This window comes from Janthinobacterium sp. AD80 (assembly GCF_002878455.1).
In the GTDB taxonomy this organism is placed as follows: Bacteria; Pseudomonadota; Gammaproteobacteria; order Burkholderiales; family Burkholderiaceae_D; genus Janthinobacterium.
In genome coordinates, this window is the sequence record NZ_NRDQ01000136.1 from 1 (window position 1) to 20,826 (window position 20,826).

At 63.2% G+C, this 20,826-nt stretch carries 21 protein-coding genes; 11 read left to right on the top strand and 10 right to left on the bottom strand.

Annotated features, from left to right (window positions below; translation table 11 throughout):
* Together JaAD80_RS22390 and JaAD80_RS22395 are read left to right on the top strand one after the other, a co-directional pair.
* The coding region (locus JaAD80_RS22390; protein WP_102297603.1) for a lipopolysaccharide assembly protein LapB at nucleotides 1-991 on the top strand (991 nt) is incomplete at its 5' end.
* A 24-nt stretch (nucleotides 992-1,015) separates the two neighbouring features.
* Nucleotides 1,016-1,918: an alpha/beta hydrolase gene (locus JaAD80_RS22395; protein WP_102297605.1), complete on the top strand. Its 903-nt coding sequence runs from the start codon at nucleotides 1,016-1,018 to the stop codon at nucleotides 1,916-1,918.
* Between the two features lie 7 nt (nucleotides 1,919-1,925).
* On the opposite strand, the gene JaAD80_RS22400 is transcribed toward JaAD80_RS22395, so the two are convergent.
* Together JaAD80_RS22400 and JaAD80_RS22405 are read right to left on the bottom strand one after the other, a co-directional pair.
* Nucleotides 1,926-2,960, bottom strand: coding sequence for a serine hydrolase (locus tag JaAD80_RS22400; RefSeq protein ID WP_102297609.1), 1,035 nt, complete (start codon nucleotides 2,958-2,960; stop codon nucleotides 1,926-1,928).
* A gap of 29 nt (nucleotides 2,961-2,989) precedes the next feature.
* Nucleotides 2,990-3,841 (bottom strand): AraC family transcriptional regulator, encoded by an 852-nt coding sequence (locus JaAD80_RS22405; protein ID WP_102297612.1) that lies wholly within the window; start codon nucleotides 3,839-3,841, stop codon nucleotides 2,990-2,992.
* Between the two features lie 486 nt (nucleotides 3,842-4,327).
* On the opposite strand from JaAD80_RS22405, the gene JaAD80_RS22410 reads away from it, so the two are divergent.
* Nucleotides 4,328-4,999: a hypothetical protein gene (locus JaAD80_RS22410; RefSeq protein ID WP_146012482.1), complete on the top strand. Its 672-nt coding sequence runs from the start codon at nucleotides 4,328-4,330 to the stop codon at nucleotides 4,997-4,999.
* Between the two features lie 44 nt (nucleotides 5,000-5,043).
* Here JaAD80_RS22410 and JaAD80_RS22415 read toward each other — a convergent pair whose 3' ends face one another.
* From JaAD80_RS22415 to JaAD80_RS22425, 3 genes are all read right to left on the bottom strand, one after another.
* On the bottom strand, nucleotides 5,044-6,147 hold the full coding sequence (locus JaAD80_RS22415) for an HD-GYP domain-containing protein (protein WP_102297618.1): 1,104 nt from the start codon (nucleotides 6,145-6,147) through the stop codon (nucleotides 5,044-5,046).
* A gap of 35 nt (nucleotides 6,148-6,182) precedes the next feature.
* Complete coding sequence (locus JaAD80_RS22420; protein ID WP_102297620.1) at nucleotides 6,183-7,361, bottom strand: pyridoxal phosphate-dependent aminotransferase; 1,179 nt, start codon at nucleotides 7,359-7,361, stop codon at nucleotides 6,183-6,185.
* 82 nt (nucleotides 7,362-7,443) lie between these two features.
* Nucleotides 7,444-7,878, bottom strand: coding sequence for a putative toxin-antitoxin system toxin component, PIN family (locus tag JaAD80_RS22425; protein WP_102297623.1), 435 nt, complete (start codon nucleotides 7,876-7,878; stop codon nucleotides 7,444-7,446).
* Between the two features lie 30 nt (nucleotides 7,879-7,908).
* On the opposite strand from JaAD80_RS22425, the gene yaaA reads away from it, so the two are divergent.
* Nucleotides 7,909-8,679, top strand: coding sequence for a peroxide stress protein YaaA (yaaA, locus tag JaAD80_RS22430; protein WP_102297626.1), 771 nt, complete (start codon nucleotides 7,909-7,911; stop codon nucleotides 8,677-8,679).
* Nucleotides 8,680-8,777: 98 nt separating this feature from the next.
* On the opposite strand, the gene JaAD80_RS22435 is transcribed toward yaaA, so the two are convergent.
* Nucleotides 8,778-9,563, bottom strand: a complete 786-nt coding sequence (locus JaAD80_RS22435; RefSeq protein WP_308410636.1) for an outer membrane protein assembly factor BamD — start codon at nucleotides 9,561-9,563, stop codon at nucleotides 8,778-8,780.
* A gap of 108 nt (nucleotides 9,564-9,671) precedes the next feature.
* On the opposite strand from JaAD80_RS22435, the gene JaAD80_RS22440 reads away from it, so the two are divergent.
* Both JaAD80_RS22440 and pgeF read left to right on the top strand, forming a co-directional pair.
* Nucleotides 9,672-10,697, top strand: coding sequence for an RluA family pseudouridine synthase (locus tag JaAD80_RS22440; RefSeq protein ID WP_102297629.1), 1,026 nt, complete (start codon nucleotides 9,672-9,674; stop codon nucleotides 10,695-10,697).
* The gene (gene pgeF / locus JaAD80_RS22445) at nucleotides 10,697-11,482 is read left to right on the top strand and encodes a peptidoglycan editing factor PgeF (protein WP_102297631.1); all 786 of its coding nucleotides are present in this window, start codon (nucleotides 10,697-10,699) and stop codon (nucleotides 11,480-11,482) included. Before JaAD80_RS22440 ends, pgeF begins: the two co-directional genes overlap by 1 nt.
* A 16-nt stretch (nucleotides 11,483-11,498) precedes the next feature.
* Here the strand turns inward: pgeF and JaAD80_RS22450 are convergent, their stop codons facing one another.
* Nucleotides 11,499-11,720, bottom strand: a complete 222-nt coding sequence (locus JaAD80_RS22450; RefSeq protein ID WP_308410637.1) for a hypothetical protein — start codon at nucleotides 11,718-11,720, stop codon at nucleotides 11,499-11,501.
* A gap of 218 nt (nucleotides 11,721-11,938) precedes the next feature.
* Here JaAD80_RS22450 and JaAD80_RS22455 point away from each other — a divergent pair, with 218 nt between their 5' ends.
* The 4 genes from JaAD80_RS22455 (at nucleotide 11,939) to JaAD80_RS22470 (ending at nucleotide 17,391) form a co-directional block, all read left to right on the top strand.
* On the top strand, nucleotides 11,939-13,684 hold the full coding sequence (locus JaAD80_RS22455; protein WP_180979538.1) for an alpha/beta hydrolase: 1,746 nt from the start codon (nucleotides 11,939-11,941) through the stop codon (nucleotides 13,682-13,684).
* A gap of 224 nt (nucleotides 13,685-13,908) precedes the next feature.
* Nucleotides 13,909-14,472: a polyhydroxyalkanoate synthesis repressor PhaR gene (gene phaR / locus JaAD80_RS22460; RefSeq protein ID WP_071076767.1), complete on the top strand. Its 564-nt coding sequence runs from the start codon at nucleotides 13,909-13,911 to the stop codon at nucleotides 14,470-14,472.
* A gap of 194 nt (nucleotides 14,473-14,666) precedes the next feature.
* Nucleotides 14,667-16,022 carry a 30S ribosomal protein S12 methylthiotransferase RimO gene (rimO, locus tag JaAD80_RS22465; protein ID WP_180979539.1) on the top strand — a complete coding sequence of 452 codons (1,356 nt, stop codon included), beginning with the start codon at nucleotides 14,667-14,669 and terminating at the stop codon, nucleotides 16,020-16,022.
* 202 nt (nucleotides 16,023-16,224) lie between these two features.
* On the top strand, nucleotides 16,225-17,391 hold the full coding sequence (locus JaAD80_RS22470) for a cystathionine beta-lyase (protein WP_102297636.1): 1,167 nt from the start codon (nucleotides 16,225-16,227) through the stop codon (nucleotides 17,389-17,391).
* A gap of 37 nt (nucleotides 17,392-17,428) precedes the next feature.
* Here JaAD80_RS22470 and JaAD80_RS22475 read toward each other — a convergent pair whose 3' ends face one another.
* Nucleotides 17,429-17,791: a hypothetical protein gene (locus tag JaAD80_RS22475; protein WP_102297639.1), complete on the bottom strand. Its 363-nt coding sequence runs from the start codon at nucleotides 17,789-17,791 to the stop codon at nucleotides 17,429-17,431.
* An 81-nt stretch (nucleotides 17,792-17,872) separates the two neighbouring features.
* Here JaAD80_RS22475 and JaAD80_RS22480 point away from each other — a divergent pair, with 81 nt between their 5' ends.
* Complete coding sequence (locus JaAD80_RS22480) at nucleotides 17,873-19,756, top strand: serine hydrolase (RefSeq protein ID WP_146012483.1); 1,884 nt, start codon at nucleotides 17,873-17,875, stop codon at nucleotides 19,754-19,756.
* A gap of 6 nt (nucleotides 19,757-19,762) precedes the next feature.
* Here JaAD80_RS22480 and JaAD80_RS22485 read toward each other — a convergent pair whose 3' ends face one another.
* Both JaAD80_RS22485 and JaAD80_RS22490 read right to left on the bottom strand, forming a co-directional pair.
* On the bottom strand, nucleotides 19,763-20,029 hold the full coding sequence (locus JaAD80_RS22485; protein WP_102297643.1) for a hypothetical protein: 267 nt from the start codon (nucleotides 20,027-20,029) through the stop codon (nucleotides 19,763-19,765).
* Nucleotides 20,026-20,826: DUF692 family multinuclear iron-containing protein (locus JaAD80_RS22490; protein WP_102297646.1), on the bottom strand; the 801-nt coding region annotated here is incomplete at its 5' end. The genes JaAD80_RS22490 and JaAD80_RS22485, both read right to left, overlap by 4 nt.

A 20,826-nucleotide genomic window follows, 5' to 3' on the forward strand; every position in this document is an offset into this window, starting at 1 on the left:
CTTCGGCGGCGCGGCCGGCCTGACGGCCGCCGCCATCGCTTTGGGCTGGGTGTACTGGAAGCGCCCATCCGTGCCGCCCGTGCTGGTCAATGTGGCCGGCACGCCGTTGGCGCCTGCTGCCATTGCTGCTGCGCCACCGGCGCCAGCGGTTGCGGCTGTGCCTGCTAATGTTCCTGTTCCTGTTTCCGTTCCTGTCGCGGCCGCCGTGGCAGCGGCGGCGCCTGAACCGGTGTTCCCGGCCGAGGAGACAGCGGCGCCAGCCAGGGTGCGCACCGCTGAGCGGCGCCGCATCACTGAAAAACCGCCCAAGCCTGCCGTCGCGCCCGTGTCCAGGGCGGCCGTCAAGACGGCGGCGCCCGCCGCCAGCGAGCGCGGCATCGATGGCAAGCAAGTCACGCCGCAGCAGCGCGTGGAGAATGCATACCGGCGCGCGCTGGGCCAGTTGCAGGATGGCCGCGTATCCGAGGCGCTGGCCGGCTTGCAGCAGACCTTGCAGCTCGATCCGCGCCACCAGGGCGCGCGCGAAACCCTCGTGCGCCTGCTGCTCGAAGCGCAGCGTCCCGACGACGCGGCACGCCAGTTGCAGCTGAGCCTGGCACTTGACCCGAAACAGCCGGCCCAGGCCATGATGCTGGCCCGCTTGCAGATGGACAAGCCCAGCGGTGGCCCGGCCGCCCTCGACACCCTGATGCGCAGCCTGCCGTACGCCGCCGACAATGGCGACTACCGCGCCTTCCTGGCCGGCGTGTTGCAGCGCGAACAGCGCTACCGCGAAGCGGCGGAACAATACCAGCTGGCCCTGCAGACGGCACCCGACAACAGCGTCTGGTGGATGGGCCTGGGCATCGCCTTGCAAGCCGACAACCACCCGGCCCAGGCGCGCCAGGCGTTCGAGCGGGCCAAGGGCTTGCAAACCCTGTCGCCGCAATTGCAGGCATTTGTCGAGCGCAAGCTGGTGCAGTTGACGGCCGCTGCGGCTGCGGCGAAGTAACTTTACCTGAGTGAAGGAAGCCGCTTGAAACCCCTCAGCCTGCTCGTCGCCTTGTGCTGCCTGTGCAACAGCGCGCTGGCTGCGCCTGCCAGCGTGCCTGCCAGCTACGTGCTTGAGCATACCGAAGTGCGCGACATCCGTGCGCAAGCCCTGAAGCGCGACTATCAGCTGTATGTCGCCTTGCCCGATTCCTATCAGCAAGGCAGCAAGCGCTATCCGGTGCTGTTCGTCGTCGATGCCAACTATGGCTTTCCCATCGTGCGCAACATCGCCCAGCGCCTGAACAAGCATGCGGGCATGGAAGAGGTGGTGGTCGTTGGCCTGTCGTATGCCAACGGCGACGGCGGCGTGTACAGCCGGCGCCGCGATTACACGCCAACCACGCCTCGCAAGCATGACTACCGCTCGGACATGCCGGGCCGTCAGCCGGCGTTTGGCGAAGCGGCTGCCTATGGCAAGTTCCTATCGGAGGAAGTGTTTCCCTTCATCGCCAGCCACTACCGCGTCAACATGCTGCGCAAGGTGTTTATTGGCCATTCCTACGGTAGCCTGCTGGGCTTGCAATTCTTGCTGACGGCGCCGCGCACCTTCGAACACTACATCCTCGGCAGCCCGTCGCTGTGGTACGACGCCGGCATCATGTTCGAGCGCGAGCAGGCGTATGCGGCCAGCCACAAGGACCTGCCCGCATCCGTCTTCTTCGGCATCGGCGGCCTGGAAAAGCTGGCGCCAGGAAAGAAACGTTCGCGTGCGGAAGAAGATGCCGACATGCTGGCGGACTTGCGCGAGTTCGACGCAAAATTAAAATCGCACAAGTTTCCGAATTTGAAAACACGCTTGCGGGTTTTCGAGGATGAAGATCATGCGAGCGTGTTTCCTTTTGTCCTGACGCATGGCTTGCGCGCGTATCTGGCGTCCTCAAAATGAACGGCGTTCACGGCCGCATCAGCACAGGCAAGATCAGCTCGGTCAGTAATTTTTCGCTGAGAGGGTGGGCGTTGCGCACCTGGAAGTTGGTCGTGGTAATGACGACCACGGCATCGAGTTCCGGCACGACAAAAATCTTATTGCCGCCCGAGCCGGCCATGCCGTAGGTCTGCACTGTGCGGCCCTGTGCCGTGAAGGGCTGCAGCCACCACAGGTAGCCGTAGTCGATACCTTCGCGCGCGTTGGCATGAGGGGCGATCGAGCGCTTGACCCATTCGGCCGGTATCACTTGCTTGCCATTCCAGCGCCCACCGTCAAGGTAGAGCTGGCCTAGTTTCATCCAATCCACGCTGCGCAGCTGCAGTCCGCCGCCTGTCATGGCGCTGCCCTTGGGCTGGAATTGCCATTTGACCTTGTCGATGCCAAGCGGCTTGAACAGGTTGGCAGCGGCGAAGTCCGGCACGCTCTGGCCGCTCACTTTTTCCAGCAGCGGCCCCAGCAGGGTCACGCCGGCGGTGCAATAGCTCCAGGCGCGACCATACGGCGACTGCTCTGGACGCGGCTGCCATTCGGGAAAGCCGCGGATCGGCAAATCTGCCGCGAAGCGGCTCCAGTCTTCCACCAGATACATGCGCTCTTCGTTGCCGCGCGAATGCTGGTTGTCGTCGTCGCATTCGAGCAGCGAGCTCATGGTCAGAAAATCCTCGACCGTGATTTTGTTCTTGCGGGCATCGGCATAGGCCACTGGCTGCAATTCTGGAAAGTGGGGCAGCACGGGCGTATCGGCCCGCAAGAGTTTGCGGTCGATGGCAAGGCCGACCAGCATGCCGGTGATGGTCTTGCCGACGGAGCGTGTGTTGCGCAGGCCGTCCGCCCCTTCCTTGTCGAAGTAGTGTTCGTAGACCAGCTTGCCATGCCGGGCCACCACGACGCTGGTGACTTGCTTGAAATCGCCAGCCTCAACGGCGGTGGTGACCGCATCGAGTTCGCCTGCATGGGCGACGCTGGCGAAAGCCAGGAAGAGGGGAAGGTATCGCAACATGGTGTGCTCCGGAGGTGGAAAAGCCCAGTCTAGTCGTGCAAGTCGGGCATGGTCTTGGACGTTTGAAACATTTGGCGACGATAATTGCTTGGCGTCATGCCGTACCTGGCCCGGAAGGCACGGTTCATGTGACTCTGGTCGGCGAAGCCCACGCTCAGCGCCACGTCGGCCATGCTCAAGTCCGGCCGGCGCATCAGCCCGCTCGCTTGCTCGACGCGTCGCCAGCGCAGGAGGTCGCCCGGCGAGCAGCCCCAGGCCTGGCGAAACACGCGCGCCAGGTGCACTGGGTGCACGCCGAGGGCGGCGGCAACGTCGGCAATGCGCAGGTGCGTGTCAGTCGCCAGGTCCATCACCGCCTCGTAGGCCTGATGGGCCCAGGCGGGCAAGGATGGGCGCGCTTTTTGAGGCGTGCTGTGCAGACTGGCCAGCATTTCCCATGCGCCCGCTTCCAGCAAGGCGACATCGCCGCCGCGGCCGATTTCGCGCGCGATCCCGAACGCAGCGGCCGTGCCGGCCGATTCCCGCAGCACAATGGCGGCTTCCTGGGCCGCGTGCAATTCTTCGGCCCCCATGAGCAGGGCCGGATCGAGCGAGACGGTCATGAAGCTGCCTTTGCCGTCGAGGAAACGGTCGCGGTGCGTCGTGCCGGCCGGATTGAAAACGAGGGTGGGTGCGGGCGCGCGCGGCGGGGCGTGGCGCGCGCTGGAAATATACACGCCCGACAAGACAAGGACGAAGTGGGCATCATCGTGACGATGGGTTGCGACTTCGTCCTCGCTGCGGGTGGCCTTCATGCGGCGGATATCGAAGATGCTGCCGCGCGCGCCCTGATGCACGTCGCCATAGAATTGGCCGGATTTGAAACTCAGTGGTGTGGTCATATTGGCAGTGTATGTCCGGCCGCACTGGCGGGCGAGCGCTGGCCGATGAACGGCACCAGAGGGGGATGAACGGGCGATTCAGGGGAACGTACGGGATGGCGGGCCGTCCGGTGCCCGTATTTGCTCCGCTGTCGAAGGCTGACATTGCCAGCAGATCAGTGCCGCGCAGTGCGAGGTTCACAAAATCAAGGTCTATTTTTGCATGCAATGAGTTGTAGAATAGGCCAGATTGCGCGCAGCCAATTATGTGCTGCGGCAATGGATTTTTGTCGGCCGGAGGCAGCCGCAGTGATGTGGCAGGAGTGCGCATTCCCGCGCCTCCGGCGGTCTTCATGCGGTGCGGATGGCTATCTGGATGGTGTTGGCTGCATGGCCATATTGAGGGTTCAGGATGAATAGGATGACATTGCGTGCTGTAAGGAAGGCGTTTCTGCTGGCGTATCTGTGCTGCTCCTGCGTAAGGCCGAACCTGGCGCCGGGCCAGCCGTGGCGACCGACGAGGAGGTCGCCGGGGAGGCGGCACCAGCTGCCGTCAATGTAAAGGGAATCAGGGACCCGGACTGGAAAGCGTACAGCGCCATGCTCAAGGGCGTCGAACGATTCGCGGAAAAACATGCGCTGGCGCCTGCTGCCGAGTTGCGCTTCATCCTGACGCCCCGGCATGCCGATGTGGATATGCGCGCACTCCAGCTGAGACTGGAAAGTGACGCGGCAAGTGCCGTGATACCGCTGTCGGAGGGCAATATTTTTGTCTTGCCCGTGGACCAAGCCCAGGCCGATGCGAAGGCCGAGCTGACACTCAACCGCAAGACGGGTTCGGTCCGCTGGATTCCTTACGTCAGGAGTGCGGCCAGCAGCGAGACGCGCCGCCGCCTGGGGGACTTGCGGCTGACGTGCGAAGTGCATTGGGCCATCGATAAGGGCACCTTGCCATTTGCCATGCGCACGGCCATGGGCGCCTTGGGCGGGCCCTGTAATTTCGTGTCGGAAAAGGGCACCTACAGCTTTGCCGAACCGCAGCGCATCCGCAGTGCGATGATCAGCTTTAACGGCAAAAGCCAGCCTGTGCCGTTCAGCGGGACGTCATTCACGCCGCCCCTGCGCGACAAGCAGTGGAGCGACGACAGTGTGATCGAACTGCAATTCAACCACGATTAGCCCGCGCCTGCATGCCCGAGGCGGCTGTCGCGCTACAGCCCGCCCTACAGCCGCGCCTCGTCGCCCCACACATGCCGCATGCTGAAGTGCAGTCCCGCATCGTCTTCGTGCAGGGAGGAAACGATGGCAAAGCGGCTGTCGGCCGTGTCGCGCGGCGGCAGTTGCGCCAGCTCGGCGGCGGCCAGCGGCGCGCCCAGCGGGTCGCTGAGCGGATGGACGTGGCTGGCGCCCCGCTGCGTGACGACGCCCAGTTCGCCGCTGCGCAGGCGGACTAAGGTGCCGGGCGGATATTTTCCCAGCAGGCTGACGAATTGTTCGCCCAGCAGCGGGTCGACGGGCACGCTCTGGTCGAGGAAGATGTGCTGCAGCGCCTGGTCGGGCACGATGGAGCGGCGGTAGTTGCGCGCCGAGACGCGGGCGCAATAGCGGTCGGCCAGGCCGATCAGCTTGGCATTTTGCAGGATTTCATCGGCCGTGCGCCCCTGCGGATAGCCGCTGCCATCGTCGTTTTCATGGTGCAGCAGCACGCAACTGAGCCATTCCTCGTCATCGACACCGGCGCAGCGCAGCAGTTCCGCGCTTTCCTGCGGATGCTGGCGCACGATGCGCATTTCCTCGTCATTCAAAGGGCCGCGCCGGTCCTGGAAACTGTCGTGGTGGCGCAGCATGCCCACGTTCATGGTCAGCGCGGCGGCGCCGATCAGCAGCAGTTCATCGTGGGATTTATGCATGCCGCGCCCCACCAGCATGGCCAGCAAGGCCGTTTCGATGCAGTGGCGCACGGCGTAGCTGCCGGCGATCTGGTTGAGCATGATGCTGGCCAGGGCGATATCGGCGTCGTGTTCCAGCGCGCGCAGCAGTTCGCGGGCAATGTCGCGCACGTCGCGCTCGGCATTGTTTTCGCTGCGCAAGGCCAGCAGCAAACGCTCCAGGCGCTGCGCCGCCTCGTTCAGCAGGCGCAGGACGGACGGCTGGTCGGGCGCGCCCACGTACAGGCCCAGCTGCATCAACCGCCCCAGCTGCGTGCCATCCGTGATGATCTGTCCCTTGCGCAGCTGCGGGCCGGCACTATGATCAGCCAGAAACAAATCCCAGGGCAGGGGTTCGCCGGGAACCAGGTCGGCGGGGCCGATGCGACGCTGTGCCATGCTGTAGTCCGTTTCTCCGTGCCGGGGCAGGAAGGTTAGATGCTGCGCAGGCGCTCGAGCGCCAGTTGCAAGGTGTCGTCTTTCTTGGCAAAGCAGAAGCGCACGATGCCCGACTCCTTGCCTTGCGCGTAGAACGCGGAGACGGGAATGGCCGCCACCTTGATTTCGCTCGTCAGCCATTCGGCAAAGCGGGCTTCGGTTTCTTGCGAAATGGCATCGTAGCGCACGCACTGGAAATACGTGCCGTCGGCTGGCAGCAGGGTAAAGCGGCTGCCCGCCAGGCCGTCGCGGAACAGGTCGCGCTTGCGCTGGTAAAACGCGGGCAAGTCCAGGTAGGGTTGCGGGTCGGCCATGTAGCCGGCCAGGCCGTGCTGCATCGGCGTGTTGACGGTAAACACGTTGTACTGGTGCACCTTGCGGAACTCCGCCGTCAGGGCCTTGGGTGCCGCCACATAACCGACTTTCCAGCCCGTCACGTGATAAGTCTTGCCGAAGCTGGAAACGATGAAGCTGCGCGCCGCCAGTTCAGGATTGCGCGACAGGGAGGCGTGCGGCACGCCGTCATACACCATGTGTTCGTAGACTTCGTCCGACAGCACGAGGATTTGCGTGCCGCGCACGATGTCGGCCAGCGCGGCGATGTCGGCCGGGCGCAGGATGGTGCCCGTCGGATTGTGCGGCGTGTTGATGATGATCAAGCGCGTCTTGGGGCTGACGGCGGCCGCCAGCTTGTCCCAGGGCACGCTGTAGCCTTGCTCACTTACTTGCATCGAGACGAGCACGGGCACGCCGCCGGCCAGCGCGATGGCGGGCAGATAGCTGTCGTAGGCCGGTTCGATGACGATGACTTCATCGCCCGGATGCACGCAGCACAGAATCGCCGTGGTCAGCGCCTGCGTGGCGCCGGCCGTGACGGTGATTTCCGTGCCGGCATCATAGCCGTGGCCGTACAGGCTGGCGATCTTCGCGGCGATGGCCTCGCGCAGGGGCGCGGCGCCCGTCATCATCGGATACTGGTTGTGGCCGGCGCGCATGGCCTCGCCGACCAGTTCGACCAGGGCCGGCGCGCAGTCGAAGTCGGGAAAACCCTGGCCCAGGTTGACGGCGCCGTGCTGGGCCGCCAGGCTGGACATGCGTGTGAACACGGTGGTGCCCACGAGAGGCAGGCGGCTGGTCAGGGTGGGAGTCAGGTGGGGCAGGGACGGGCTGTTCATGAACGGTAGGGTCGCAGTGCGGAAATTGGATCGTTGCCTATTCTAGCGCAGCGCGCCGTGTTCCGGGTGCGGCCGTTCCAGCTCAGCCTGCCGGTGCCCAGCCTTCCGGCAGCATGATCCTGAACATGCCGGCCTTGGCCGTCTTGCGCGCCAGTTTCAGCAGGGCCTTGTCCTTGGTGATGAGGATGTCGGCATTGGCGTCGCGCGCCAGTTCAAGGAATTTCTGGTCATCCTTGTCCGTGCAGACGGGCAGGCGCACGCCGGAAACGGGCGGCGCCACGACCGTGATGTGGGCGTCGAAGCGGGCGGCGGCGACAGCGCGGCTGGCTTCGTCAAGCGGCAGATGCTTGTAATGCAGCACCACCAGGTATTCCTCGCGACAATCCGCACGCGTGATGGCGTGCACGGCGCCGCTTTCCATGGCCGCCAGCAGGGGCGCCCAGCGCGGGTCGTTGAAGACGAAGAGGTCGAGGCAAACGTTGGTGTCGAGGACGAGTTTTTGTGGAGCAGGTATCATGTCGGCAATTCTATTCTGTAGTGATAATTTATGTTGATCGTGCTTTCGCCCGCCAAGAGTCTCGACCTGGAGACGCCGCCAACAACCTCGTTGCACAGCACCCCCGATTTTCTCGACCATTCCGCCCAGCTGATCGAGCGCATGCGCCAGTTTTCGCCCGCCGAAGTGGGCAGCCTGATGGGTATTTCCGACGCCTTGTCGGCCCTCAACGTGGCCCGCTATGCCTCCTGGACGCCACAGCTGATTGACGCGCGCCAGGCCATCATGGCCTTCAATGGCGACGTGTATGCCGGCTTCGAGGCGCGCAGCCTGCAGCCGGCCCAGCTGGCCTACGCCCAGTCGCAGGTGCGCATCCTGTCGGGATTGTACGGCTTGCTGCGCCCGCTGGACCTGATACACCCGCACCGCCTGGAAATGGGCACGCGCCTGTCTACGCCGCGCGGCAAGGATTTATATGCGTTCTGGGGCGATACCATCACCAACGGCCTGAACCGTACGGCAAAAGAGCAGGGCGCCAAGGTGCTGGTCAATCTTGCTTCCGACGAATATTTCAAGTCCGTCAAGCCGCGCCAGCTGGACGTGCCTGTCATCGCGCCCGTGTTCGAGGACTGGAAGAACGGCAAATATAAAATCATTTCCTTCTACGCCAAGCGCGCGCGCGGCATGCTGGCCCGCTACGCGGCCGTCAACGCCATCCGCGATCCGCAGCAGCTCAAGCAGTTCGACATCGACGGCTACGCGTATGTGCCGGAAGCATCGAACGACAAGAGCTGGGTGTTCCGGCGCAAGGTTGGAGAATAACCCTAAAGCAAATGCCGGGGTCGTACCTTCAGGGTACGACCCCGGATTTTGCCTTTGGGCTAAGAAAAAACCGGGCTAGCCCGGTTTTTTATTGCAGCTTACTGCCAGAACTTCCACCACCTGCGTTCCTTGTTCACCCCTTCCGGGCTGAGGAATGCCGTGTTCGGGTAGTTCTTGGTCAGCACGCGCAAGGTGTCGTCGCGCAGGTCGGTCAAGCCCAGCTTGTCGTACGAGCGGTACATGATGAACAGCGCTTCCTCGATGGCCGGCGAGGCACGGAAGTCGCCGACCGTGGTTTGCGCGCGGTTGGCGGCAGCCAGGTAGGCGCCGCGGCGGTAGTAATAGCGCGCCACGTGCACTTCATACTTCGCCATCGCATCGATCAGGTAATTCATGCGCTCGAGCGAGTCGGGCGTGTATTTGCTGTTCGGGAACTTGTCGACCAGTTGCTTGAAGGCCGCAAACGCTTCGCGCGTGGCTTTCGGATCGCGCTCGGTCGGATCTTGTTCGTACAGGAAGTTCAGGAAACTGATCTGGTCGTTAAAGCTGATCAGGCCCCGCAAGTAGTACATATAGTCCACATTGGCGTGGTTCGGATGCAACTTGATGAAGCGTTCGACAGCGGCCAGTGCCTGCGCCTGGTCTCCCGACTTATAATACGCGTAAGCGATCTCCATCTGCGCTTGCAGAGCATAGTTGCCGAAAGGATAGTTAGCCTCCAGCTTCTGGAACAGGCCGATTGCAGCTTCATAGTGCTGCCCGGCCATTTCTTCACGCGCCTCCGAGTATAATTTCGTAACGGACCAGTTTTTGGTCTCATCCACTTTTTCAGGCAACAAGCTGCAAGCGGACATGCCGAGCAGAACGACTGAAGCGACTACCAACGATAATTTTTTTTTGCATGACGTTTTGCAAGAAGGTTTTAACCAAGATTTTACAATAGGCTGATTATAGCCGATGGGAATGCTGTGATATTAACTCCGAAGCCTAATTTGGCTGACCCCGCGTTTGACTCCCTTTCTGACCATGCTGCCGAAGAGGCGTTTGACGGCGATTTTGCCGCCGACGACGTCTTCGAGGAGATGGCCCCGATTACATTGGAACTGACGCCGGACGCCTGCGGCCACCGCCTCGATAAAGTCATCGCCCAGCTGGTGCCGCAATACTCGCGCAGCCGCTTGCAATTGTGGCTGGAAGCCGGTTTCGTGACCGTGGACGGAAAAGTTGCCAAACGCAACATGACTGCCTATGGCGATGAAAAGATCGTCATTCTGCCGCAAAGCGCGCCGGAAGACGAGGCTTTTAAGCCGGAAGCGATGGAATTGAACATCGTGCACGAGGATGAGCATATCATCGTGATCAATAAACCGGCCGGCCTGGTCGTGCATCCCGGTCCAGGCAACTGGTCCGGCACCCTGCTCAACGGCCTGCTGCACCACTGCCCGCAGCTCGCCGGCGTGCCGCGCGCCGGCATCGTGCACCGGCTGGACAAGGATACCAGCGGCCTGATGGTGGTTGGCAAGACCCTGGCCTCGCAAACGGACCTGGTGCGCCAATTGCAGGCGCGCACCGTCAAGCGCGAGTATTTCGCGCTGGTATGGGGCACGCCGAAAATGGCCGGCACCATCGACGCCTCCATCGCGCGCCACCCGCGCGACAGGGTCAAGATGGCCGTCTCTGAAAACTTTACGGCCAAGCCCGCCATCACGCACTATGAGTTGATCGGCAGCGGCGAACTCGACCGTCGTCCCGTGAGCCTGATGCAATGTCGTCTGGAAACAGGCCGCACGCACCAGATCCGCGTGCACATGCAGCATCTGGGCTTTGCGCTGGTCGGTGACCATGTGTATGGCAAGCAGCACCTGGTGACCGTCTTTTCCCGCCAGGCGCTGCAGGCGCGCCGCCTGGGTCTCGTGCATCCGGGCACCCTGGAAGCGTGCGAGTGGATCGTGCCGCTGGCCGACGACTTCGCGCAACTGATCGCCACGGCCGGCATTCCCGAGCCGGAACAGGTCTGATGACCTCACCGTTGCCTTGCATCATTCCCCATTGGCCCGGCTTGCCCGCCAACGTGGGCGCGCTGTCGAGCGTGCGCGCGGGCGGCGTCAGCCAGGGGCCGTATGCTGACGGGCAGGGCGGCGGTGGCTTGAACCTGGGCACGCACGTGGGCGATGATACGGCGCACGTGCTGGCCAACCGGGCGCGGCTGGCGGAGATCCTGCCGGCGCAGCCGGCCTGGCTGTCGCAGGTGCACGGCGTGGCCGTGGCGGATGCGGCCAGCCTGGGCGGCCGCGTGCCGGACGCCGACGCCAGCATCGCCACGCAAGCTGGCGCCGTATGCGTGGTGATGACGGCCGATTGCCTGCCGGTACTGTTCTGTTCGCATGACGGACTCGTCGTCGGTGCGGCGCACGCGGGCTGGCGCGGGCTGGCCAATGGCGTCCTGCAGCGCACGGTGGAGTCCATGCGCGCGCAGGGCGCGACGGCTATCCTGGCCTGGCTGGGACCGGCCATCGGTCCACGGCAATTTGAAGTGGGCCAGGACGTGCTGCAAGCGTTTCGCGACGGCGCGCGTGATGATGCCGAGCGGCAAGTGCTGAGCGCCGCGTTCGCGGCCATCGATGGCAAGCCGGGCAAATACCTGGCCGACATCTATGCCTTGGCGCGCACCATGCTGCTGCGCGATGGCGTGGCGCAAGTGGCGGGCGGGGAATATTGCACCGTCAGCGATGCGGCGCAGTTTTACTCGTATCGGCGCGATGGCGTCACGGGACGACAGGCCAGTTTGATCTGGCGCAAATAATCTGCACGGCAGACACTTATGTGTCTGCCGTTTTTGTTTTATCGTCTGCTGAGGCAAGTGCGCGGGCTTTTAGCTCGGCCTTGCGTTTGCGTCTCCGCGAGCCCGTCAGATAGAATAGGATGGACAGGGGTATGACGCAGTACAGCAAGAAGGTCATCACCCCGGCGACGATGGACGGTTCCGTCAGCGCCATGAGGCCGACGACATAGATCCAGGCAACAGCGGTCATGAGCATCATTGGTAGTGGCAGTCAGTAAAAGTTTGCATGCAGGTGATCCTAAAGTATTTATTTTTCGACTACGTTTCGGCGCCTAACAAAACCGTAGCGAGCGGAAGGGAGAGGTGGCTAAGAAGCGCAACCGTACTCTAGTACGGTGAGCATCGCAGGCCGCCTATACCGACGCGCAGTAGGTTTTGTTCGGCGTCCCTCAATCTTGAATGGACTTACATACATCTATGAACATGCCCGATCCTCAAATGATGACCAAGGAATGGATGGCGCAGATCAGCAATCCTGAGCAGTGGAAAACGTGGTTTAACATGGTACCGCAGCCGGCCAGCAATCCGATTGCCGGCATTTTGCAGGATGCCGGTGCCAGCATCAAGCCGGAAGTGATCGAGCAACTGAAAAACGCCTATGTGGCCAAGCTGACGGGGCTGTGGACGGACTTCATGGCCGGCAAGACGCCGGAGCTGAAAGACCGCCGCTTTGCCGCGCCCGCCTGGCACGCCAGCCCCCTGTCGGCCTTCAATGCGGCTGCGTATCTGCTGAACGCGGAATTTCTCACCGCCATGGCCGACGCCGTGGAAGCGACGCCGCACCAGAAGCAAAAAATTGCGTTTGCCGTGCAGCAAATTGTCGATGCCATGTCGCCCGCCAATTTCCTGGCCACCAATCCCGATGCGCAGCAAACCTTGATCGAGACCAAGGGCGAGAGCCTGGCCAAGGGCTTGACGAACATGCTGGCCGACATGCAGAAGGGCCGCATCTCGCAATCCGACGAATCCGCATTCGAAGTGGGCCGCAACGTGGCCACCACGCCGGGCACGGTGGTGTTCGAGAACGCGCTGTTCCAGCTGATCCAGTACACGCCGACGACGGCAACAGTACACCAGCGGCCCCTGCTGATGGTGCCGCCATGCATCAATAAATTCTATATCCTTGACTTGCAGCCGGAAAACTCGCTCGTGCGCTATGCGGTAGAGCAGGGCAATACGGTGTTCCTGATGTCCTGGCGTAATCCGGACATGAGCATGCAGCACCTGACGTGGGACGATTACGTCGAGCAAGGCGTGATCGAAGCGATCCGGGTGGTGCAGGATATTTCCGGCCAGGACAAGCTGAACCTGTTCGGCTTTTGCGTGGGCGGCACCATCGTCTCGACGGCGCTGGCCGTGCTCAAGGCGCGCGGCGAAAATCCGGCCGCCAGCCTGACCCTGCTGACGACCTTCCTGGATTTCTGCGACACGGGCGCGCTCAACGTCTTCATCGACGAGCCGCAAGTGGCGCTGCGCGAACAGAGCCTGGCCAAGGGCGGCCTGATGTCGGGCCGCGACCTGGGCAGCACTTTCTCCAGCCTGCGGCCGAACGATCTCGTGTGGAATTACGTGCAGTCGAACTACCTGAAGGGCAAGGAGCCGCCCGCGTTCGACTTGCTGTACTGGAACGGCGACGGCACCAGCTTGCCGGGCCCCATGTTCTGCTGGTATCTGCGCAATACCTACCTGGAAAACAGCCTGAAGGTGCCGGGCAAGCTGACGGTGGCCGGTGAAAAGATCGACCTGAGCAGCATTGACGCGCCGGCTTTCATCTATGGGTCGCGTGAAGACCATATCGTGCCCTGGGGTGCGGCCTATGCCAGCACGGCCTTGCTGAACCCGAAAAAGCCGAAAGCCAACCGCTTTATCCTGGGCGCCTCGGGCCATATCGCCGGCGTGATCAACCCGGCGTCGAAGAAGAAGCGCAGCTACTGGAGCAATGACGCGGCCAGAACCGCGCGCACGGCGAAAGCCAAGCCATTGACCGCCGAGCAATGGATGGAAGGCGCCACCGAGCACGTGGGCAGCTGGTGGCCCGAGTGGGCGGCGTTTTTGGCCGAACATGGCGGTGCCGATGTCAAGGCGCCAGGCAAGCCGGGCAACAAACGCCATGCGCCTATCGAGGCGGCGCCGGGCCGGTATGTTAAAGTCAGGGCGGATTAGTTCACAAAGCTTCCCGCCAGGCAGGGCCGGGGTGATCTCCGGTCTTGTCAGGAAATTACTTTTGGTTGCGTTGCAATAAATGCGGGAATCTTCGGCCCAGATGTGCAATAGAGTTGTTTTCCACTCTATAATGCAAAAAGTAGGCAGGTGCGAAAGCGGACCCTGGTTCGCTTTTTTTTCGGATCAACTCAGTATGCGTTGCGGCGCAATAAGTGGAACTTGTGATGAGTAGTGCAAAAAAAAGTATAGACCGCCTGATTAAAAAATATCCCAATCGCCGTTTGTACGACACGCAAACCAGTTCCTACATCACCTTGACGGACGTCAAGCAGCTGGTGTTGGACAATGAGGTATTTACCGTCGTCGATGCCAAATCCAGTGAAGATCTGACGCGCAGCATCCTGCTGCAGATCATTCTGGAAGAGGAAGCGAACGGCGCGCCCATGTTCTCGAGCAGCGTGTTGTCGCAGATCATCCGCTACTATGGCCACGCCATGCAGGGCATGATGGGCTCCTACCTGGAAAAGAACGTGCAAGCGTTCACGGACATCCAGCACAAGTTTACGGGCACGTCGGCCGGCAGCTTCGAAGGCAAGCCATTCAGCCCGGAAATGTGGACGCAGTTCATGAATGTCCAGGGCCCGATGATGCAAGGCATGATGAACAACTACATCGACCAGAGCAAGAGCCTGTTCGTGCAGATGCAGGAGCAGATGCAGAGCCAGAGCAAGAATCTGTTCGGCACGTTCCCGTTTGTTCCGCCGGTGCCTCCCACCGACAAAAAATAGTCACCGCTACGCGCTCGCAGGGCGATTTGATCGCCTGCGAGTTGTATCGGCGTCATCAAAACAGCATAGTTCTGCCAGCTAAGGGCGGCTCGGGGTACAATAGCCGATTCGCCTCACCATTTTACTAGCTGCCAACTATGTCTGAAATTCACCGTATTCCCGTTCCTTCCGCCCAGCCCGAGGCCATGCTGGCCATGCCAGGTGCGGCGCCGAAAGTGGGCTTTGTCTCGCTCGGCTGCCCGAAAGCGCTGGTTGACTCCGAACAAATCCTGACCCAACTGCGCGCCGAAGGCTACGAAACGGCGAAATCCTACGCTGGCGCCGATCTGGTGATCGTCAATACCTGCGGCTTTATCGATGCTGCCGTGCAAGAGTCGCTGGACGCCATCGGCGAAGCGCTGGCTGAAAACGGCAAGGTCATCGTCACCGGTTGTCTGGGCGCCAAGAAAGATGCTGCCGGCGACGACATCATCATGAAGGTGCACCCGAAAGTGCTGTCCGTCACGGGTCCGCACGCGCTGGCCGAAGTAATGGATTCCGTCCACTTGCACCTGCCGAAGCCGCATGCGCCGTTCCTCGACCTGGTGCCGCCGCAAGGCGTCAAGCTGACACCGAAGCACTATGCCTACCTGAAAATTTCCGAAGGCTGCAACCACCGCTGCAGCTTCTGCATCATCCCATCGATGCGCGGCGACCTCGTCTCGCGTCCGATCGGCGAGCTGATGATCGAAGCGGAAAACCTATTCAAGGCTGGCGTCAAGGAATTGCTGGTCATTTCGCAAGATACCTCGGCGTATGGCGTGGACGTGAAATTCCGTTCCGGCTTCTGGAATGGCCGTCCCGTGAAGACGCACATGACGCAGCTGACGGAAGCGCTGGGCGAACTGGCCAAGTCCTACGGCGCCTGGGTGCGCCTGCACTATGTGTATCCATACCCGCACGTGGACCAGATCATCCCGATGATGAGCGGCGGCCATATCCTGCCTTACCTCGATATCCCGATGCAGCACGCGCACCCTGACGTCTTGAAGCGCATGAAGCGTCCGGCCAGCGGCGAGAAAAACCTCGACCGCATCCAGGCCTGGCGCGCCATCAATCCGGACCTGACCATCCGTTCGACCTTCATCGCCGGTTTCCCTGGTGAAACGGAAGCGGAATTCGAATACCTGCTGGACTTCCTCAAGGAAGCGCAGATTGACCGCCTGGGCTGCTTCGCCTATTCGCCTGTTGAAGGCGCGACGGCCAACGAGATCGCCAATCCCGTGCCGGAAGAGCTGCGCGAAGAGCGCCGCGGCCGCGTCATGCTGCTGCAGGAAGAAATTTCCAAGAAACGCCTGCAAGCCAAGGTCGGCAAGACCGTGCGCGTGCTGATCGATGAAGTCACCCGCTCCGGCGGCGTGGGCCGCTCGTCCGCCGACGCGCCGGAAATCGACGGCGTCGTGTATGTGAAGCCGCCGTTCGAACCGCACCGCAAGCTGGCCGTCGGTCAATTCGTCGACGTGACCATCACCTCGGCCGATGCGCACGACCTGTGGGGCGCTGCCGAGTAAAAAACCTCCATGCCGGCGTTGCGCTGCCTTGCCGTACAGTAAGGTACTGTCTTCGGCAGCGCGCCTTGGCCTGAACGTTTTTTATGCAGGTGTAACACTCTGTCAGGTGTACGGCGTGCAGGGCGCAAAGCCCTTACAATCAAGGCGGACCGGCAATTGCTGGCCCGCCTTTTTATTTGCCCCACGCTCTTATGCTGACGCCATGACCACACCCAAATCTCCGCAGACCGCGCTGATCCACAGCGATTACCAGGCGCCGCAAGGCTTTGCCGCCTTTCCCAATGCCATTCATCACGCTTCGACCGTGCTGTTCAAGGACGTGGCGGCCATGCGCTCTGGCGACTGGAAAGAAAAAAACGCCTACACCTACGGCTTGCACGGCACGCCCACCACCTTCACCCTGGAAGCGCGGCTGGCGGAGATCGAAGGGGGGCATCACTGCCTGCTGGCGCCGTCTGGGCTGGCGGCCATCGCCATGGCGGACTTTGCCCTGCTCAAAACAGGCGATGACGTATTGCTGCCGGAAAATATCTACAACCCGAACCGCGAGCTGGGCCGCTGGCTGGCGCAGGATTTCGGCATCACGGCGCGCTATTACGACCCGCTGATCGGCGCCGGCATCGCCGCGCTCATCCAGGAAAATACCAAGCTGATCTGGACGGAAGCACCGGGGTCCGTGACCATGGAAGTGCCGGACTTGCCCGCCATTTGCGCGGCCGCCCATGCGCGCGGCGTGCTGGTGGCGCTGGACAACACCTGGTCGGCGGGACTGGCCCTGCGCGGCTTCGACCTGGGCGTGGACATCATCATGCAGGCGCTGACGAAATACCAGTCGGGCGGCTCGGACGTGCTGATGGGCGCACTCATTACGCGCGACAGGGCGCTGCACGAGCGCCTGGCGCAGGCGCACATGCGCCTTGGCATGGGCGTGGGCGCCGACGATGCCTACCTGGTGCTGCGCGGCTTGCCCACCATGAAGCTGCGTTTCGATGCCCATGACGCGGGCGCACGCACGGTGGCTGCCTGGCTCAAGGGACGCGGCGAGATCGCCACGGTGCTGCATCCTGCCTTCGAGGATTGCCCCGGCCACGCCATCTGGCAGCGCGATTTCACGGGCGCGGGCGGCCTGTTTTCCGTGCTGTTCGATGCCCGCTACACCGAGGCGCAGACGGACCGCTTCGTCGATGCCTTGCAGTTGTTCAAGATAGGTTACAGCTGGGGCGGCGCCAACAGCCTGGTGATGCCATACCGCATCGCCTCCATGCGCAAGGGCTGGAAGCTGCCGGGCCAGCTGGTGCGCCTGAACGTGGGGCTGGAAGATCCGCAGGATCTGATCGCCGATATCGAACGGGCGTTCGCGTCGATGTAGCGGCAGGGGCAGGCCCGCTGGCTTGCCCGGGATTCAGTTACATGGGGACGGGGGTGTTGTTGTTCAGGTCGAGGAAGCCGCGCAGCAAACGGTAGGCCTTCCACAGCCAGGCCACACCCCAGACGATGAGCGCCAGCGGAATGCCGATGATGGTGACCCACAGCACGGCGCCAACGACGACCCAGCACACATACCACCAGAAGGAACGGATCATCCAGCTGTGATGGCTGAATACGAAGGTCCCGGCCGCCTCGTCCCGCTTCACATAATTGATGATGAGCGGAATGAAGGAAAAGGCGCCCAGCGAAAACACGAAGCTGGCGCCATGAATCAGGTACAACCACCAGGCCAGGTTTTTGGTCTGCTGGAGTTTGGTATCCAGAATAATCTCTTGTGACATGTCAGTTCCTCGCTTGGTAACGTTTTTATTGTAACAAGCAATTTTGCAGGGGAGCGCAGTCCATGGAAAAGGCAGAACAGATTGTTGACATCAAACCGACATCCCACGCTGGCCATGCGCGCCAGGCGATGGCTGCGCCGCGCCTTGCCGGTCTTGCTGCTGTGCGGCGCGACGGCCCACGCGGCCCCCGTTCCCGCTACCCTGGAGGCGGACTTTGCCGCCGGCCTGAAGGACGAGGGCCTGGCGGGCGCCGTGTGGAGCGAAGTGCTGCCGGATGGCAAAGTGCGCACGGGCGCAGCGGGCCTGCGCGATGTGGCCGCCAAGGCCTCCATGCAGGCCGACACGCGCGTGCAGGTGGGTTCCGTGGCCAAGGTGATGCTGGCGCTGGGCGTCTTGCGCCTGATCAGCGAAGACCGGCTCACGCTCGACACCCCGGTGCAGCAGGTGCTGCCCGAACTGGCGCTGCGCAACCCCTGGCTGGCCAGCGACCCCGTGCGCATCCGCCACCTGCTGGCGCATACGGCAGGCCTCGACAATGTGCGCCTGTGGCAGGCGTTCAGCGGCAAGCCGCAGCCCGACACGCCGCTGGCCGAGGCCTTCGACGGCAGCGGCCTGCTGCGCGTGCGCACGCGTCCCGGCACCCGTTACGCGTATTCGAACATGGGCTATGGCGTGCTGGGCATGGTGATCGAGCGCGTCACGGGCCAGCCTTATGAGCGCTACCTGGACGCGCAGTTGCTGCAGCCGCTGGGCATGGCCGACAGTACCTTTGGCTTTGTGACGCAAATGAGCACGCAAACGGGCGCGCAGCGCGACGCGCGGCTTGCCATGGGCCACGTCGAGCATGGCGTGGCGCAGGCGGCCGTGCCCCAGTATCTGCGCCCGGCGGGCCAGTTCACCACCACGGCAGCCGACATGGCCAGGCTGGCGCAATTCCTCTTGGGCGACGGCAAGCTGAAGGGCGCGCAGTTCATCGACCTGGCCCTGATGGGCGCCTTGTCCGAGCCGGCCGGCACGGATGCGGCGCAGGCAGGCCTGGAAACGGGCCATGGCCTGGCGCTGGCCGTACGCGACCGCCACAATGTGGTGGGCGCCTGCCATCCTGGCACCACGGCGGGTTTCCGCGCCATGCTGTGCATCTACCCGGAACAGGGCAGCGCATTCTTTGTTGCCTTCAATACGGATGGGGAAGGGGCCGACTACGAGCGCTTCAACCGCTTGCTGCTGCGCGACCTCGACGTGCCGCTGCGCGCGCCGGCGCCGCGCGGCACGCCCGCGCCCACGGTGGAAAACTGGCAGGGCGTGTACGTGCCATCGCCCAGCGCCATGGCCAGCATGGCCTGGGTCGACGCCGTCTTCGGTTTTACGCGCCTGAAATGGGATGGCGAGTCGCTGTTCCTGATTCCCTTCCAGGGCGAGCCGAAGGAGCTGGAACCGGTGGGTGGCTTCCTGTTCCGCGCCAGCGACCGCAGCACCCCGTCCCACGTGCTGATGCAGGAAGAGGGCCGGCATGTGCTCAGCGATGGCTTGCGCAGCTATGAGCGGGCCTCGATGCTGCGCATGCTGGTCTTGTGGGGCAGCCTGGCGCTGGGCGTGGCTGGCTTGCTGTACGTGCTGCTGGTGGGCGTGTACCGCGCCGCGCGCCGCAGCCTGGGGCGGGCCGACCATCTGTTCGCGCCCGTGCTGTCGCTGCTGGGACTCTTGCTACCCCTGCCGTTCCTGTACTTCCAGTCCTTCCTGCGCCTGGGCGACGTCACCATTGCCAGCGTGCTGCTGGCGCTGGCGACGGGCGCGCTGCCGCTGGCCATGGCCTTTGGCCTGGCCCGTTGCTGGCGCAGCCGCGGCACGGCGGCCGAATACGGCACGCTGGCGAAATGGGACTGGGTCGCCTTGCTGGCGGCGCTGCAATTGCTGCTGGTGCTGGCCTGGTGGGGATTGCTGCCGCTGCGTCTGTGGCACTTGTAACGGTCATCAGCGCCAGGCTGGCAGCAGCCGCTGCCACCAGCGCCGCGCCGCTTTGGGCTGGCTGCCATGCGCTGCGCGCCCCGCGCGCTTGGCCTGGTAACTGGCCGCGGCCATTTGCAGGCCGATGCGGTCGATCGCCGCCATGGCCTCGGCTTCCTGCGGCGACAAGCCATGCAGCAGCGCCTGCGCGTGGGGCGCCCGCAGGAAGGCCTCACGCAAGGCGTCGTCCGTGTACAGCTTGGCCAGGCAGGTTTCCAGCGCGGGGGAACTCATGCGTTTCGCCCCGCGCGCAAGGCAGCGCGCGCCAGTTCCAGCTGCCCGAGCACATGGCCGAACGACGGATAATTGCCGTCGCGCTCGACGATCACCGTCAGTGGCTGCGGCGCATGGTGCGCCAGCACGCTCAATAAATCGAAGACGGCGGACGGCACGTCGTGCAGATGGTCGTCCAGCAGGCGTCGGCTGCCATCGGGCGCAGCGATCCAGTGGCCGCCGCTCAGGTGCACGGCGGCGACCCTGGCCAGCGGTAAACGCAGCAGCGACTGTTCCGCATTCTGGCCAAAATTGACGGCGTTCGCATACAGGTTGTGCAGGTCGAGCAGCAGCGGCACTTGCGCGCCATCGGCGATGCGCGCCAGCCACTCGGCTTCGTCGAGCGTGCTGGCGGGCGGCGCGATCAGCGTGGCGATATTTTCCATCAGCGGCGCGCTGCCGACGATGCGCGTGGCCAGCCCGATATTGGCGATCGTGCCGGCGGCGCTGCGTGGCGTGCGCGGCGGCGCCGCCAGGTGGCCGATCTCGACGCCGCCCGCGCGCACGAAACTCAGGTGCTCCGACCACGATTCCGCTTGCACCTCCCGCATCAGGCGTGCCATGGCGTGCAGCCGGCGCGGTTCTGCGGGAATGCTGGAAGCCAGTCCCATGCCCACGCCGTGCAGGCTGACAGGTACTTGCCGCGCCAGGCTGCGCAAGGCGGCGACGCTGGCGCGCGTCGCGCCGTAATAATCATCGGCGATCACTTCCAGCACGTCGATGTGCGCCAGGTTGGCGACGATGCCGGCGGCCAGTTC